This is a genomic window from Lactococcus allomyrinae (genome assembly GCF_003627095.1).
GTDB lineage: Bacteria > Bacillota > Bacilli > Lactobacillales > Streptococcaceae > Lactococcus > Lactococcus allomyrinae.
Genome location: NZ_CP032627.1, coordinates 1,111,081 through 1,126,513 on the forward strand (window position 1 = coordinate 1,111,081; position 15,433 = coordinate 1,126,513).

Here is a 15,433-nt window from a genome sequence, read left to right on the forward strand (position 1 = left end):
ATATTATAAATTTTAAGACTTAATCACAGCCCAAATCAAACTTAAGCTTTACTGAAAGCACTTTATTATTTATAACTATTTGTATAAATAAAAAAACCTATCAGCTGATAGGTCCATACTTAAATTTGTTATAAACTATTGAAAAATAAAGTAAATCCAGAGTGCAACTGCTGATAAAACTGCCGTAAATAACCAGAACACAATATCAATTTTCCACTCAGACCAACCAGTAGATTTCCCAGAAAATCCACCCAATTCAAAATGATGATGAATCGGTGTCATCCGAAAAATTCTTTTACCTCCTGTTTTCTTGAAATAAGCGACTTGCAGCATAACAGATAAGGTCTCAATGACATATACCGCACCAATCAGAACCAGTGTCCACTCTGCATGAAGTAAAATTGAAATAATCGCCAAAAATCCACCTAAAGCTAAACTTCCGACATCACCCATAAAAATCTTCGCTGGCTTATGATTAAAGAAAAAGAACCCAATTAAACTACCAACTACAGATAAAATAATCAACAAAATATCATATTGATGATGTGCAACTGCAATAATTGCATAGGCCGTTAATGAAATCGCCACAGTGATTGAAGCTAATCCATCAATTCCATCCGTCAAATTTACAGCATTAGACCAACCAACCAACCAGATAATGATGAAGATTGAAAAGAAAATACCTAAATCCAATTTCCAACCTAAAATATTCAGCACATTTGTACTTGCCTCATGATTATAGATTAAAAATGAAACAATCCCAATGACAATCTGAGCCAACATCTTTTGTTTTGCAGTTAGTCCTTCATTGATTTGTTTGAATACTTTCAAGAAATCATCCAAGAATCCAATGACAGCGTACATTGCGAAAACCCACCACGCAGTAATGAATCCTGAAGTAAAACGACCAAAAATCAATGCAACAATAAGTGAAACAAGCAAAGAAACAACAACGAATACGAAACCACCCATTGTAGGTGTTCCAGCCTTGCTAGCGTGTTGCTTCACATCTTCAAGCGTAGGCTGGCCTCCTAGTTTTTTCTTATGGAAAAACATAATGAAGCGAGGAATTCCAATCATCGTTAAAATCATTGAAATCACTCCAGCCCCTATTCCATTCAATAACATCTTTTTCTCCTAATTTTAATTTAACCCTACCTAATAGCAATTCAAATTCATTTTTTAATCAGCTTTACTTTCAAACTTAAAATCGCCTAAATTAGGCTAAGCAATCCTTTATAACAAAGGAATACCTATCCTACAGACTAACAAATCTTCTTAAAGTTAGTCGTCTATTTTTGTAGAGTTGCACTTGAGTCCCTATAATTTTTCACACTCAAGTCTAATTAATCACTATGTTCCCATTTTCACGGTTAGTGACTGACCTTTCTTAGCACTTGTGACTGCTCCTATGCTCTGTGTTTGAACATGATTACCAGAACCTTCATACGTTACTTTCAAATCGTACCATTTTGCTAACTGCTCTACCTCATCTTTGGACCAATCATACATATCTGGCATTGATTGATTCTTATCATCAGTCAATAAGAGCACCCTAGTATTAGCAGAAACTTTTTCTCCAGCAGCAATTGATTGAGCTGTAATTTTTGTTCCAGACCCTACTATAACTGGGTTAAGTACTGTTCGACGTAAGCTGTCTGATGTTTCTCCAGGGTCAGCTCCTTTGTAGTCAGAAAGTGTCACTTTACCTGCCTTATCTGTATTGTCAACAGTGTTTAACTCGCTCTTTTTACTCTCTGCTTGAGTAAGAAGGGGATTAGCTACACGAGCAATATACTTCAAAGTCCACGGCTCAGATGGGATTTTAACATTCATATAGAAAATAAAATCAGGATTCTTCGGTGGATACATTACAACTGCAGAATAAAGATAGTCCTGTGAACCATCCATATATCCTCCTGTTGTTGATGCAATCTGTGCAGTACCTGTTTTAACAGCAGCAGGTTGACCATTTACCATAAATAGAGGCCCTGGAGAGATATTCTCATCTGGATCTCCAGTAGTAGAATATGATGTTCCATAAACAGGGTCGGTATTTACATCCACCATCAAATCACGAACTTTAGTCACAGAAGCATTAGAAACTGGATGACCAATGATTTCTTTTTCAGATTGTAAGGTAGTTTTTGTATTAGGATCATAAATCTTGTTCACGATGTGCGGTTCAAGCATTGTACCATTACCCGCAATTGCCGTCCAACCTCTAATTAGCTGAATCGGAGTCACAGCAATCCCTTGGCCAAAGGCTGATTGGATTTGTGATACTAGATTGGCTGAAGGAAGAGAACCAGGCACTTCGCCATCTAGACCTGCACGTGTTTTCAAACCAAACTTGAATTTGTTAAGATAACTATCCCACAAACTATTTCCCATATTCATTTCGATTCTACTCATCCCAATATTTGAAGACATTGCAAAACCTTGAGCATAGTTGACAACTTCAGGTAAAGTATAGCTCTTATTTTCTGTCACATCCCAGTCATTAATAGTCGCATCATAAACCTGCAATTTACGTTGATAAGTTGCATTAAGATCAACTTTATTACTATCCAACGCTGATGCCATCAAGAATGTTTTCATGACGGAACCTGGCTCGAATGCCGACTGAGAGAGCAAACTATTCCAAGTAAAGTTTTTTTGTTTTTCAGCAGTGTTAATCGTTGTAGGAGTATAGGTAGGACGCTGACTCGTTGCTAAAATCTCCCCTGTATGGGCATCAACTAATGTCGCCTCAAGTGTTTGGGCTCCTGTATCTTGTACCGCCGCATCCATCCGTGTTTCTAGCGTTTGTTGCAATGGGGCTGATAAAGTTGTGTATACATCTTGTCCATTTTTTACAGGTTTGATTACCTTGGTTGTACCTGGAATTGGGCGTCCAAGAATATCTTTTTGATAGGTTTCAACACCGTTTTTACCACTTAAAATGCTGTTAAAAGCTTTTTCTAAGCCCATATCTCCCTTAAGAGTCTGAGAAGTGGTAGAATCATCGGGACGTGCGATTCCGATAAACTGTGATGCAAAATTTCCTAAAGGGTAAGAACGACTCCCTTGCTCCGAGAATCCAATTCCGACAAGTTTTTCATCGTCTGCGGACTTTCTCAAAGCTTGCATTTTTTGCAATGAAATGTTTGAACCTTTGCTTCCAAACTGGACTTGTTTCAGTTTGGAATGAAGTTGGCTATCAATTAGAGTACGGTCAATGCCTAAATTTTTATTCAGAAAATCTTCAATTTTGGAAAATTCGGCACTATCTGCATAAAGCTTATTACCATTTGCATCCTTTTGTGACTTATCAAGGACAACAAAAATTGTATAAGTACTTGAATCTACCGCAATCGGAGTACCATTTCTATCATAAATCGTTCCGCGTGTAGCTGGCACATTAATTGTACTCTCATAATTGCTTGTTGCCATAACCTTTAGGTTAGTATCTCCCACATGATTGACTGTAATCAGCCAAACAAAGCGAAATATAAAAATCGTAAACAAAGCAATAGCTAGGAAAAAGAGGCTCTTACCTACATGTTTACGATTTCTTTCTGGCCCTAAATTAGTTCTTTTTGCATTTCTTGATATTTTTCTAAACGGAAAAGAGAATAATTTCTTAAAAAATTTTATCATTTTGTTGCTTTCAATTCATTAGAAGGATCTTGTTTCATTCCTGCTTTATTTGCAGTATCTATTACTCGATTTGGTGAAGCTAAGTCTAATATTTGTTGATCGTATTCGGAACTTTTTGTTGTCTGCTCAGAAATTTGAGATTTTATCGTCATCGTATTATCCTGAACTTCAAGTGTCTTTGTCTTCACATATAACAGTCCAACAGCCAACACTAAAGCGGCAACTACCATCGCCAAGTAGAATACCTTTTCAACACCACTAAATTTTTTAAACTTACTTGCTAGAACTTCTGGAGCAAGAGAATTTTTATCAATGAGATAACTATCTTTCTTCGCCGCAGTTTCTATATCAAAGTACTCTTTCGGCTGTGCTGCCATGTTTCTTCACCTACTTTATTTTATATCGTGCAATTTAAACTTGATAAGCGATCCCTAATCAGTTGCTGAGAAAGAACTCCTCAACAATAACAGCTCACTTTAATCTCGTTGTTTTTGTGCAACACGAAGTTTGGCACTATGTGCCCTATTGTTGGACTCAAGTTCATCTTCAGTTGCAATTACTGGTTTGCGATTAACCAGTTTGAGTTTAGCTTCCATTTCTTTGGGAAGCATAGGCAACCCTTTCGGAACATTTACCGTGCTATATTCTTTAAATATATTTTTTGTTAAACGATCTTCAAGTGAATGAAAAGTGATGACGGAAATCCGCCCTCCCACTTTCAACAAGTCTATTGCTTGTTCAATTGATTCTTCTGCTGCTCCAAGTTCATCATTAACTTCTATTCTGATGGCTTGAAAAATTCGCTTAGCAGGATGCCCTTTTTTCTTTAATTCTTTTTGAGGAAGTGCTGATTTAATTAAATCAGCAAGTTCTATTGTAGATTCAATAGGTTTATTTTTTCTTGCTTGTTCAATCTTACGCGCAATTTGTTTAGAAAATTTATCTTCACCGTAGCGAAAGAAAATTCGAACCAAATCTTCATAAGAATAACCGTTGACAACTTCATATGCCGAGAGTTGTTGCATTTGATTCATTCGCATATCTAAACGTGCCTCTTTTTTATAAGAAAAACCACGCTTGCTATCGTCAAACTGTGGACTGGAAACTCCTAAATCATATAAGATTCCGTCAATTTTTGTGATTCCTAGATCAGCAAGTACTGATTTTAAGTAACGAAAGTTACTCTTCACTAGTGTTACTTTATTTTCAATAAGCTGTGTTTTAAGACGAATTTTCGCATTTTCATGAGCGGTTTCGTCTTGGTCAAAAGCGTACAAATGACCTGTGGTAAGTTTACTCAAAAGATATTCACTATGCCCTGCACCACCTAATGTAGCATCAACGTAAATTCCATTGGGCTTGACCTCAAGCATATCTACGGTTTCATGTAATAGGACTGTATCGTGCTTGAATTCCATAGTTTTTGGCTAAGCTGCCATTCCTCCTTGTATACTTACTGTTTATTATATCACTTTTTTGTTATTTTTGTAGTGGTTTACACAAATTGTAAATAAAATATTTATTTTTTGAGTGCTGAACAACTCGCAAATACTTGATATTACTCGATTTTATCCTCTATGATATTTTTTCTGTCAATTGATTGACAGACAGTGTAAACAAATCACATTATTACATTATACCAACAGCAACTAAAAATAGACTGAAGTCATCAGTCTATTTTTCTAAATATTAGTGTTTTTTCTTCTGTTGCTAGTTCATCCGATTTCATCATTTCTACACTAAATATTGCTATGATGAGAATCATTATCAGTAGGAATAATAGATAGTTGATAAGGTCATAGTGATTCACCCCATAGCTTAAATCAATAATTTTCCATAGGATTACCTTAAAAATTACTATCGCACCTATGCCACCCAGAAGAGTAGCAATTGCAAAATTTGTCAAACCAGCATCACGCAAACGACGAATATGTACTGTAAGTTGTGGGAAGAATAAGCCGATAACGTAAATAACAAGAATGAATTCCATCACTTCTGTTCCTACAAAAATTTGTCCAAAAATGAGCTGATCTAACGCTTTATTCATAACAAAAAATATAATAAACAAAATTCCAAAAATCGCAAAAACAAGCTGTGTCCACCAAAAACTTCTTCTACTTGTACGTCCTGAAAAAGAGAAATAGCCTCGGAAATAATACTTTAAAGCACGTAAGATTCCAATTTTTCCCTTGTCATCCAGTACAACATTTTTTCTTTTTGGAGCTATAAACTCTGGAATTTCTGCCTTATCTTTTGAGTGAGGAAGAAGATTTAAGACCAATAGTACAAAGCTCCCTAGAATAGGGATAAAGTTAAGAAATATCAGACCATAAGCAAGTCCTGCATCTCTTAATCTCCTAACCGTCATTGAGATAAAGGGAACCAAAGTTACCAGAAAATAAATCCATAATAACAACAGGAAAAAGTAAGAGAGCGCAGTCAAAACGTTAGGAAGGACGGGGTGACCTATATGAGCGAAAATTTGATATCCTGCATAGAAAAATATCAAAAAGATAATTTGGACAAACGTGGCTAACCAGAAATCTTTCCTTGTTGTTCGCTCTCGAAAACTGCCGTATCCTGTCCAAAATTTTTTGTAAGCTTGAAGCACTTAAATTTCTCCTTCTTGTAAAACATACTCGTTTCGCTTCAAAATCATATATGATTTTATACCAATACTATTTAAGAAAATGCAGCACATTTTAGTGAATTCAGTCTAGAAAGTTTATTCATAAATTCTTGAATCATCTTCTTCATCTTCTTTATATTTTGTTGGAAAAATACATAGAATATACGTAATCAATGTGATGATATTAAATAATAGGCCCAAATTTCCCAAAAAACTATTGTGAATGAAAGAATTGATAACCACGATAAAGGCACTTAAACCAAAAATAATTGCAATCCACCAAGGCATTCCTGCATCACTTAGTCGTCTTGCAGTCAGACTAGTATTTGGAATAAGGACAATCAAGCCTACAATTGCAATAATAACACTGACTGCAAGTAAACTGCCTGTAGGTTTTAATGATAAATCTAAAACTTTTTGTCCCATTTCATTTTGTGAAAGCGATGATGATTTCCCTAAAACTTCACTCACTTGAGGAATCATTGTAAAAAATCGAATTCCGTTAAGGATGGCAAAGATAATGGCATTGACGAGAAAAACCCACCAATAGTCTGAACGGCTTGAGTAACTTTGGAAATCGAATGATTTCTTCCAATATTTAATATAAGCTTTAATCATAGGTTATCAGCACAAACTCAATTAATATTATTCATATTATTGAGTTTGTTTCCTTTCATTTTATAAGTTTCTTAGTTTACATTCACTGACGAGTTTCTGTCAGCATCCAATTACTTTGTCAGCAAGCGCTTTGCCTGTGCGAGGGCTTCTTTTGTCAAGTCATCGCCTGCAAGCATTTTAGCAATTTCATTGACACGTTCCTCAAACTTGAGTTTTCTTACTGTCGAAGTCGTTACATCATTTGTGGAGGCTTTTTCAATATAAAATTGAGTATCTGCAATGGCAACAACTTGCGGAAGATGAGAAATTGCTAAAACTTGACCACTTTTCGCTATTTTATAAATCTTATTGGCAATCGCTTGAGCGACACGACCCGATACACCTGTATCTACCTCATCAAAGACAATAGAAGTTTTATTTTCACGTCTTGAAAAACTTGATTTTATTGCTAACATTAATCTAGAAAGTTCGCCACCTGAGGCTGTTTTAGCTAGTGGTTTAAAACCTTCTCCTGGATTGGTTTGAATAAAAAATTCAATATGCTCATTGCCAAGCAATGAAAATTTGGCTTTCTCAAAGTTGACTCTAAAATCAGCTTTCTCCATATACAAATCAGCAAGTTCATGTTTGATGTCTTGTTCAAGCTCTGCTGCTATCTTATGTCGCTCTTGATTTAACGCTTGGCTGGATTTTATCAGCTCATTTTGTGCTGTTCTGACTGCTTGATCTAGCCATTCTGAATCATGCTCAGAGCCTGTCAGTTCTGACAATTCTAACCGTACTTTTTCTAGATAATTGACGACATCAGTCAATTCTGGACCATACTTTTTGCGCAAAGTGTTAAGTGTCATTATCCGATCTTCGATTTGCAAAAGTTCTGACGGATTAAATTCAAGGGCATCCATAACACGACGAATTTGACTCGCAACATCTTCAAGGATGTAATAACTTTCTGCTGTTTTGTCAGCAAGATCTCGATACTCATTGTCAAAATTGCTAATGCCATCAAGTTCTGTCATTGTTGTCCGAATATTGTTAAGACTAGAGTAATCTCCATCCTCGTCATCTAAAGCTAAGGCCGCAGTGCTTAAAGATTCCGCGATGTTTTTAATATTATTTAACTTTTCTCGACGTCCAGCAAGAGACTCATCATCTATCAAATTTATGGCTGCTGCTTCGATTTCTTCTTCCTGAAATTGGAGGATTTCAATCCGCTTGGCAAATTCTTGCTCATTTTTTTGTCTGGTTGTCAATTGTTGACGAAGATTTTTAAATTGTTCAAATTTTTCTTGGTAACTATCTTTAATTTTTTCAAAATTTTCGTCCCCAAATTCATCAAGTAAATGCAGATGACTTTTAGGATTCATTAATTCTTGACTGTCATGCTGACCATGAATATCAACAAGAAATTCACCAATCTCACGCAAAGTTGTCAGATTAACCATCTGTCCATTGATTCGACAAACTGAACGACCATTAGCAAAAATTTCACGTCTAAGAATAATCTCATGGTGAACATCTTCAAAACCGATCGCTGTCAGTGCTGACAGGAGTCCCGATGCTTTCTCAAAGAAAAACAATCCCTCTATCTCAGCTTTCCCCGCACCATGACGGACAAAATCTGTTGACGAACGTCCTCCCAAAAGCAGACTCATTGCATCAATAATAATTGATTTCCCTGCTCCTGTTTCTCCCGTCAAAATTGTCATTCCATTTTCAAAAGAAAGGTGAATTTCTTCAATAATTGCAAAATTCTTGATTGAAATTTCTTGTAACATCTTACCTCCGAATCCTTGTTATAACCCAATTTCTGAACCTTTTTTATTTGGCAGTAGAGAATGACCTCAAAAGCCAAACGATTTATTGACAAAGAAAGCTGTCAGTAAATCGGGAAAGCTATCAGCATACTGACAGCCTTTCTTTTGCAGATGAAAGCCCCAAGTGTTCCCCAAACGTTCCGATATTTACAGGTGGATTATATCACCTATTTCGCGCTTATCGCTGATTCTTTGTCTATTTCTCATCTGTTTTTGTAAATCAATAAAAATGCTACTACCACTTTGCTTAAACAATCAGTGACTCGTAAACTTTCTTAGCCTCATCATTTGTTTCAAAAATAACTAGAACACTGTCATCATCTGTGGTTATTGAGAAAATTTCTGAGTCACATTCTTGTAATAAATATTTTTTCACAAGACTTGTCGTCCCAGGATTTGTACAGAGTGCAATCATGCTCTCATGAATTTTTACCTTAGTAATTGCATCAAAAGCAAGTGCTTTATGCAAGCTTGATTGTAGGGCTTCATTATTTTTAGGCAAATCATACCGATATCCACCAGTTTCAGCTGGAACTTTGATTAAAGCAAGAGATTTTATATCTCGTGAAATGGTTGCCTGAGTCACATCAATTTGATGCGCAAGTAACCGTGATACAAGTTCTTCTTGCGTTTTAATTTCATTTTCTTTGATGAGATTTGCAATAAAGTTTAAACGTTCTTCTCTTTTCATAGTTTCTCGCTCTCTTCTTGTAAAACTGATTCAATATTGACTGTATTTTCAATTTCACCTTTTCCATCTTTGGTCAAATAAACCAAAAATTCAACATTCCCAGCACCACCTTTAATGGGCGAAAAAGTGAGATTTTTTACCGAAAATCCTAATTTTGTTGCTGTTTTTAATACTTTATCAATTGTCATTTTATGGACTTTAGGCTCTTTAATAATTCCATTTTTGCCCACCTGCTCACGTCCTGCCTCAAACTGCGGTTTAATCAAAGCCACCACATTGCCGCCTTCACACAGAATGTCATAAAGTGGCGGTAAAATCAAGTCCAAGCTGATAAAACTGACATCAATGGAGCTAAATTCTGGTTGCCCTGCCGTAAAATCCTCTAGCTGTGCATTGCGGAAATTAAACTGTTCCATAACAAGCACACGTTCATCATTCCTGATTTTCCAAGCCAACTGATTTGTTCCGACATCAAGAGCATAAACTCGTTTCGCTCCGTTTTGCAACATGACATCCGTAAAACCACCCGTGGAACTGCCGATGTCAAGACAAACCTGACCTGAAACAGACAATTCAAATTCATGCAAGGCTTTCTCAAGCTTCAAACCACCACGACTGACATACTTTAACTTTTCACCTTTGAGCCGTAACTCAACTCCCTCGTCAATCTTCTGACCTGGTTTGTCAAAGCGCTCCCCGTTTTTACTATCTACAACAAGTCCCGCCATCACACCACGCCTTGCCTGCTCTCGCGTTTCAAACAGTCCTTGATTTGTCGCTAGAACATCTACTCTTTCTTTCATTCAAAATGTGAGCTCAACTGCTCTGCAACATAGAAATTTAGAACTGAAACAATCTTGTGGACTATTTCAAATTTGGCTCCTCAAAATGCTGAGAACTAATGGTTCTGCAAAAAGCGTAAGTGATACTTTGCCTAATTTCTTAGTTTCAAAGAGAGTGAACTCAGTTCCTCGCTTTCTTTATTATACGTATTTTCTTTAAGAATGTAACATCATATTGCTTTTTCCATGATGAGAAGTGGACCTAATGTCCCTTCAAAAACCTGCGGAAGCCTGTCAAAACCTGCTTTTTCATAAGTTTTTTGTGCCACAATATTTTCAGCATTGACCGCCAAAACAATCTGATGAATCTGAGACGAAATCTGCTCGTGAATCAACGCTGGCAGACCTGTAAGTGCTGACGAAGCATAACCCTGCCTGCGAAATCGGTCATCAATCGAAAAGGCACGGAGCAAAATCACATCCTCTCCTGAAAAACCATACTGCTCAGGACCTTTCCCGATATGCAAACAGAAAAATCCAACCAAATTCCCTTCGTCATCCAAAATGACAACAGGAAATTTTTCAGAATCCACTGCACAACGCGCAATCACATTGCCCGCACCGCCTGTATGTCTTGTATCAGCAAGCTGATAGGCTGCCGCTATAAAACTATACTTTTCATCACTATAAAGATCAATTTTTGTCACACTTTTAGCCTCATTACATCTACTTTTTGAATTTTAGCTCCAAAGGTCATCATCACTTCTTTAAATTTTTGATAACCTAAACCTTTCCAAAAACGCAAAGCAGTAGTATTTTTATGTAAAACACCAATTCTCAAGCTTTTTCCGCCAGCAGATTTTACTTGTTCAACCAACAGCTGATGAACTTCTTTTCCCAATCCTTGATGACGTACAGATGGGATAAAATCAAGCAGTCCAAGCATCCACTCGTTATTTTCAGGGAAATCTTTAATTAAATCTACAACACCAACCAATTCATTTGTTTGACTAAAAACACCATAAACAAACTTGTCTTGCTCCACTTTTCCATCTGGAAAATCATGTAACAGATTCATCGCTTCACTCTGCGGATTGGAAAAACCACTTTCCAGTATGGCATAATCACTCGCTTGTTCAAAAAATACTTCAATCTCAGCTTTATGATGTTCTGATAAAATTTTTAATGAAAAATTCATTTATTTCACTTCCAACTGCTTAATCATTTTAAAAATATCGCTTCTGTCAGTAATGCCAAGCTCTGTCAACAATTTTTTAGCTACTGACAGCTTTTCTGTCAGTTGATTTTTCGCACCATCAAGCCCTAAAAGTGCAACATAAGTTGATTTTTCTTCAAGGATATCTTTACCAGGCGTTTTGCCGATTTCCTCAAAACTTGCGGTCACATCTAAAATATCATCACGAATCTGAAAAGCCAGTCCCACTGCCTCACCAGCCTCACGCAGTTTCTCAAGGTCTATTTCTGACTTGTCAGCAATAATGCCGCTCGCCACAAAGGGAAACGTCAGCAGACGCCCTGTTTTCAAGCGATGAATTTGCTCAATTTGAGCCAAACTCAGCGTTTCTCCCTCACCGTCCATATCCAACACCTGCCCAGCCACCATGCCAAAACTTCCAGAGGCAAAACTTAACTCCTGTATCAGTTTAACGAGTTTCTCCACAGGCAAATCAGCATTTGACAACACATAAAACGGGTCAAAAAACAAACTATCTCCAGCCAAAATCGCCGTTGCTTCATCAAATTGCTTATGATTGGTCAACTTGCCACGCCGGTAATCATCATTGTCCATCGCAGGCAAATCATCATGAATCAAAGAACCCGTGTGAATCATCTCAAGACTTGCCGCCACAAGGTAGTGCGTAGGAGTCAGCTCAACGTCAAAGCCTTCAAGTAATTCCAAAAATAACAAAGGACGAATCCGCTTGCCACCCGCCATCAACGAATAGACGGTTGCAGCCGACAAATGCGCAGGAATCTGCTTTTCCTGATAAAATGCTGTTAAAATATGCTCTAACTTCTCAATCTTCGTGTTCATTACTATCTATTATAGCAAAAATCACGATTTTTAGCCGTGATTTTTGAGTTGCATCTTTTGCTTTTATTTATGAAAATGTCGAATCATTATTCGATGATAAAGATTATTCAAGATAAGCACAGCAATAACAACAATGACGCCAATCACTTCCCAAATTCCAATTTTATAGCCTATCAATGCTGATACGATAAAAGCGGTAACAGGAAGAATATTCATAAACAAAATCGCATTGATTGACCCAAGCAGACGATTCCCGTGATTCCATGTAAAGACGGCTATAATTCCTGCTGGAATCACCATATAAGCAAGTTCAGGAGAAATCCTCCCTAGCGTGTGCAACGTTGGCATTTTCAACCAACCAAGCAACGTTGCAAAAGCAATTAAAAACACAACAGAACCCATTCCGAACAAACTTGATAACGTTGAAAATCTCAGGACTGACCAATGGTTAAAATTAGCACCGCCTGCACTATAAATCACCCAACAAAGTGCGCCTGAAAGAAGCAAAACCGTGGCAAGAATGAGATTGCCACCTGATATGAGCACTGAGAGATTACCATTGGTCACCACGAGCAAAACACCGATAACGGCAATACTCATTGAAAATAGTGCGACTTTTGTTGGCTTGATCTTGCGCCAAACGCGTGCAACGAGAACACCCAACAAGGGCTGAATGCCCATCATCACTGAGGCAATGATTGAGCAGAGTTTCCAGCGATTTGTTGCCCATAAAAAACGAGAAATGAAAATCCCGCAAAAGCCGACGTCCCCAGTAACCAAAGCTTTAAGCCATTCCCTTCCGTATGAAAAGCTTTCTTTCCCTCAACGAAAAAAAGGATAATCGTAAACAGAATTGCAACTAAGCCATATCTTAGCAGGGTAAAATAGAAGGGATCAATCATTTTGAGTGCAGCTCCCATCACAGGAAATTGTGCACCCCAGAAAATCGTGGAAACAAGACAAAGGAATATACCTAAGAGATAATTTTGTTTTTTCAATGATAATTCTTCTTTCATTATTTGATATAATTAGAATAACAAAACCAACTCCCAAAAAGAATTGTCTTTTTGACAACAAGACCATGCAAATTCTGCAAGAAAGAAGAGAATGAACTTTCAAAATATCTCCATTGACACCTTTAAATTATTTATTGAAGTTGCAACTTTAGGTTCTCTAAGTAAGGCAGCGGAGTCACTCTATATTGACCAGTCTTCACTGAGTCGCCAAATTAAAAGGCTTGAAACAGAAGTCGGTGAAGCGTTATTTATCCGCTCAAGCAAAGGGATGACTTTAACAGTTGCTGGAGAAAAATTTTTTGACTTTGCCCAGCAGCTATTAGAAAATCTTGCTGAATTCTCAAAATCTGAGAAAGAGAAAGTTGATTTACCACATTGTCGGCTTGGAATTTATGATAGCCTTGCTTCTTATACTTATCCCAAATTCTTTATCAAAGCGCTTGATCACTTCCAAGAATTGTTGATCTCTAATGATACTCAGAAATTAATCAGCCAATATAACTCAAAAGATTTAGACGCCATCATCGTGGACTCCGATCTCGCCTCTCATTTATCCTCAGATTTCGTGGAACATCCTTTGTTTACTGAACCCTACTCCCTTGTTTATTCGTTAGCAAATACTGAACCCTTGCTGAAAGAGAAAAAAATGATTTTGGGAGATGATTTGATTCATTTTGAACTTCTGCTTTACCCTACGATATACAGAGCTGTGCTTTCAAATTATTCCCTAAATTCCGCACTCCCTACAATTCATCAGATTGAGTTTTCTAGCTCTGCCGTCAGCTTCGTTGCCAGAACAAATCTTGTCACGATTCTTCCAAGATCTGTCGCCGATGCCCAAGTCAACAAAAACTCCGACAATTTGAGCCTAAAACCATTCGATGAAAGTTTCAATCGGCAGATTTCTTTATTTGCCAGAAGTCAAGATTTTGTAGACTTACTTCTTGACTCAGGGCTTACTGAGCAATGAAGTTTAAAAGACGCAAAAAATCACAGCCAAAACTGTGATTTTTAAGTTTTCTAAATCATTTATACCGCGTTTTCATGACATTGGTCGCAAGCATTTGGATGTTTTCCAGCGTGCGCTCTTTTTCCATTGCTTCTGCTAAGCTCAATGCTGAGCGCTGAATGGAGTATGATGCGAGCAAGACTTCATTCATCCCGCCCAAATCATCGCCCAGTGCGCCACAAAAGGCAATGGTTGGAACCTTATATTTTTCAGCAATTTTTGCCATGCCGTAGGGAACTTTCCCGTTTGCGGTCTGAAAGTCCATGCGCCCTTCGCCTGTGATGATGAGGTCAGCCGTTTTGACCGCTTGCTCAATTTTTAAGAGTCTGGCGATTTTGGGAAATCCTGCTTCAATCGTGCCGCCGAGCATTGCGATAGCGCCGCCGAGTCCGCCTGCTGCGCCTGTGCCTGCGATGGATTGCAGGTCAATGCCGTATTGCACTTTGACTTGTCTTGCCACTTTTTGAGCCTCTTGGTCTTGTTGCTCCAAAATCTCAGGTGTGCCGCCTTTTTGCTTGCCAAAAAACCGAGCATAGCCTGTCTCGCCTGCGTAAACGTTCGTCACGTCAGCCAACCCCGTGATTTTTATATTTTCAAGCTGGGGTAAATGCTCAAATGAGCCGCCAAGCCCTTGCAACAAGCCCAGACCGCCGTCTGATGTGCCCGTACCGCCCAGACTGAGCATGATTTCAGTTGCACCTCGATTTTTCGCGTCAATGAAAAGAGCCGCTAAACCGCGTGTGGTCGCCTGCTGGATGGTTTCGGCTGATGCCGTGATTTTGTCAATGCCAACGACTTCTGCGGCCTCGATGACTGCGAGCTTGTCTGCAAGCAAGTAGCTTGCTTTGATAGGGCGCTCCAGCAAATCCACGGTTTCAACGCTAATCAGCGCGCCACCAATGCCGTGCTGAAGCGCGGAAATCGTACCTTCGCCTCCATCTGCGATTTCAAAAGTCTGGACTTCACTAGCTGGAAAAGCAGACAAAATGCCTACTTTCACTGCATTATTCAGCGCTGCGGAAGTCGCCGAGCCTTTGAAGCTGTCGATTGCTACTACTATTTTCATACAAGATGTGAGCCCGCTCTATGGTCTTAGCGCTTTAGCGCTTAGACTTCAGGGACAGCAGAAATCTGATAACCTAGTTGTCAAATTTTCGTTGACTGTTCAGAGAC

At 38.1% G+C, this 15,433-nt stretch carries 16 protein-coding genes; 1 reads left to right on the plus strand and 15 read right to left on the minus strand.

What is annotated here, in order from left to right; all coding sequences use genetic code 11:
- Positions 1-135: 135 nt before the first annotated feature.
- From mraY to D7I46_RS13735, 14 genes are all read right to left on the minus strand, one after another.
- Positions 136-1,128 (minus strand): phospho-N-acetylmuramoyl-pentapeptide-transferase, encoded by a 993-nt coding sequence (gene mraY / locus D7I46_RS05290; RefSeq protein ID WP_120771944.1) that lies wholly within the window; start codon positions 1,126-1,128, stop codon positions 136-138.
- A 225-nt stretch (positions 1,129-1,353) separates the two neighbouring features.
- Positions 1,354-3,642 carry a penicillin-binding transpeptidase domain-containing protein gene (locus D7I46_RS05295; protein WP_120771945.1) on the minus strand — a complete coding sequence of 763 codons (2,289 nt, stop codon included), beginning with the start codon at positions 3,640-3,642 and terminating at the stop codon, positions 1,354-1,356.
- Complete coding sequence (ftsL2, locus tag D7I46_RS05300) at positions 3,639-4,019, minus strand: cell division protein FtsL (RefSeq protein ID WP_120771946.1); 381 nt, start codon at positions 4,017-4,019, stop codon at positions 3,639-3,641. The genes D7I46_RS05295 and ftsL2 overlap by 4 nt, the downstream gene beginning before the upstream one ends.
- 99 nt (positions 4,020-4,118) lie before the next feature.
- Complete coding sequence (rsmH, locus tag D7I46_RS05305; protein WP_120771947.1) at positions 4,119-5,060, minus strand: 16S rRNA (cytosine(1402)-N(4))-methyltransferase RsmH; 942 nt, start codon at positions 5,058-5,060, stop codon at positions 4,119-4,121.
- A 251-nt stretch (positions 5,061-5,311) separates the two neighbouring features.
- Positions 5,312-6,253 (minus strand): DUF805 domain-containing protein, encoded by a 942-nt coding sequence (locus D7I46_RS05310; protein ID WP_120771948.1) that lies wholly within the window; start codon positions 6,251-6,253, stop codon positions 5,312-5,314.
- A gap of 114 nt (positions 6,254-6,367) precedes the next feature.
- A complete protein-coding gene (locus tag D7I46_RS05315; protein WP_120771949.1) occupies positions 6,368-6,889 on the minus strand; it encodes a DUF805 domain-containing protein in 522 nt (173 codons plus the stop codon).
- A gap of 110 nt (positions 6,890-6,999) precedes the next feature.
- Complete coding sequence (gene recN / locus D7I46_RS05320; RefSeq protein ID WP_120771950.1) at positions 7,000-8,667, minus strand: DNA repair protein RecN; 1,668 nt, start codon at positions 8,665-8,667, stop codon at positions 7,000-7,002.
- Positions 8,668-8,953: 286 nt separating this feature from the next.
- Entirely contained in the window at positions 8,954-9,397 is a 444-nt protein-coding gene (locus tag D7I46_RS05325) for an arginine repressor (protein ID WP_120771951.1), read from the minus strand.
- Entirely contained in the window at positions 9,394-10,200 is an 807-nt protein-coding gene (locus D7I46_RS05330; protein WP_120771952.1) for a TlyA family RNA methyltransferase, read from the minus strand. Before D7I46_RS05330 ends, D7I46_RS05325 begins: the two co-directional genes overlap by 4 nt.
- A 209-nt stretch (positions 10,201-10,409) precedes the next feature.
- Positions 10,410-10,886 carry a GNAT family N-acetyltransferase gene (locus D7I46_RS05335; protein WP_120771953.1) on the minus strand — a complete coding sequence of 159 codons (477 nt, stop codon included), beginning with the start codon at positions 10,884-10,886 and terminating at the stop codon, positions 10,410-10,412.
- On the minus strand, positions 10,883-11,377 hold the full coding sequence (locus tag D7I46_RS05340) for a GNAT family N-acetyltransferase (RefSeq protein WP_120771954.1): 495 nt from the start codon (positions 11,375-11,377) through the stop codon (positions 10,883-10,885). Before D7I46_RS05340 ends, D7I46_RS05335 begins: the two co-directional genes overlap by 4 nt.
- A complete protein-coding gene (locus D7I46_RS05345) occupies positions 11,378-12,235 on the minus strand; it encodes a polyprenyl synthetase family protein (RefSeq protein WP_120771955.1) in 858 nt (285 codons plus the stop codon).
- A 63-nt stretch (positions 12,236-12,298) separates the two neighbouring features.
- Positions 12,299-12,919: an EamA family transporter gene (locus D7I46_RS05350; protein ID WP_338033597.1), complete on the minus strand. Its 621-nt coding sequence runs from the start codon at positions 12,917-12,919 to the stop codon at positions 12,299-12,301.
- The gene (locus D7I46_RS13735; RefSeq protein ID WP_338033598.1) at positions 12,919-13,233 is read right to left on the minus strand and encodes an EamA family transporter; all 315 of its coding nucleotides are present in this window, start codon (positions 13,231-13,233) and stop codon (positions 12,919-12,921) included. Before D7I46_RS13735 ends, D7I46_RS05350 begins: the two co-directional genes overlap by 1 nt.
- A 109-nt stretch (positions 13,234-13,342) precedes the next feature.
- Here D7I46_RS13735 and D7I46_RS05355 point away from each other — a divergent pair, with 109 nt between their 5' ends.
- Positions 13,343-14,221, plus strand: a complete 879-nt coding sequence (locus D7I46_RS05355; RefSeq protein WP_120771956.1) for a LysR family transcriptional regulator — start codon at positions 13,343-13,345, stop codon at positions 14,219-14,221.
- 55 nt (positions 14,222-14,276) lie between these two features.
- Here D7I46_RS05355 and D7I46_RS05360 read toward each other — a convergent pair whose 3' ends face one another.
- A complete protein-coding gene (locus D7I46_RS05360; RefSeq protein WP_120771957.1) occupies positions 14,277-15,326 on the minus strand; it encodes a glycerate kinase family protein in 1,050 nt (349 codons plus the stop codon).
- Positions 15,327-15,433 lie beyond the last annotated feature (107 nt).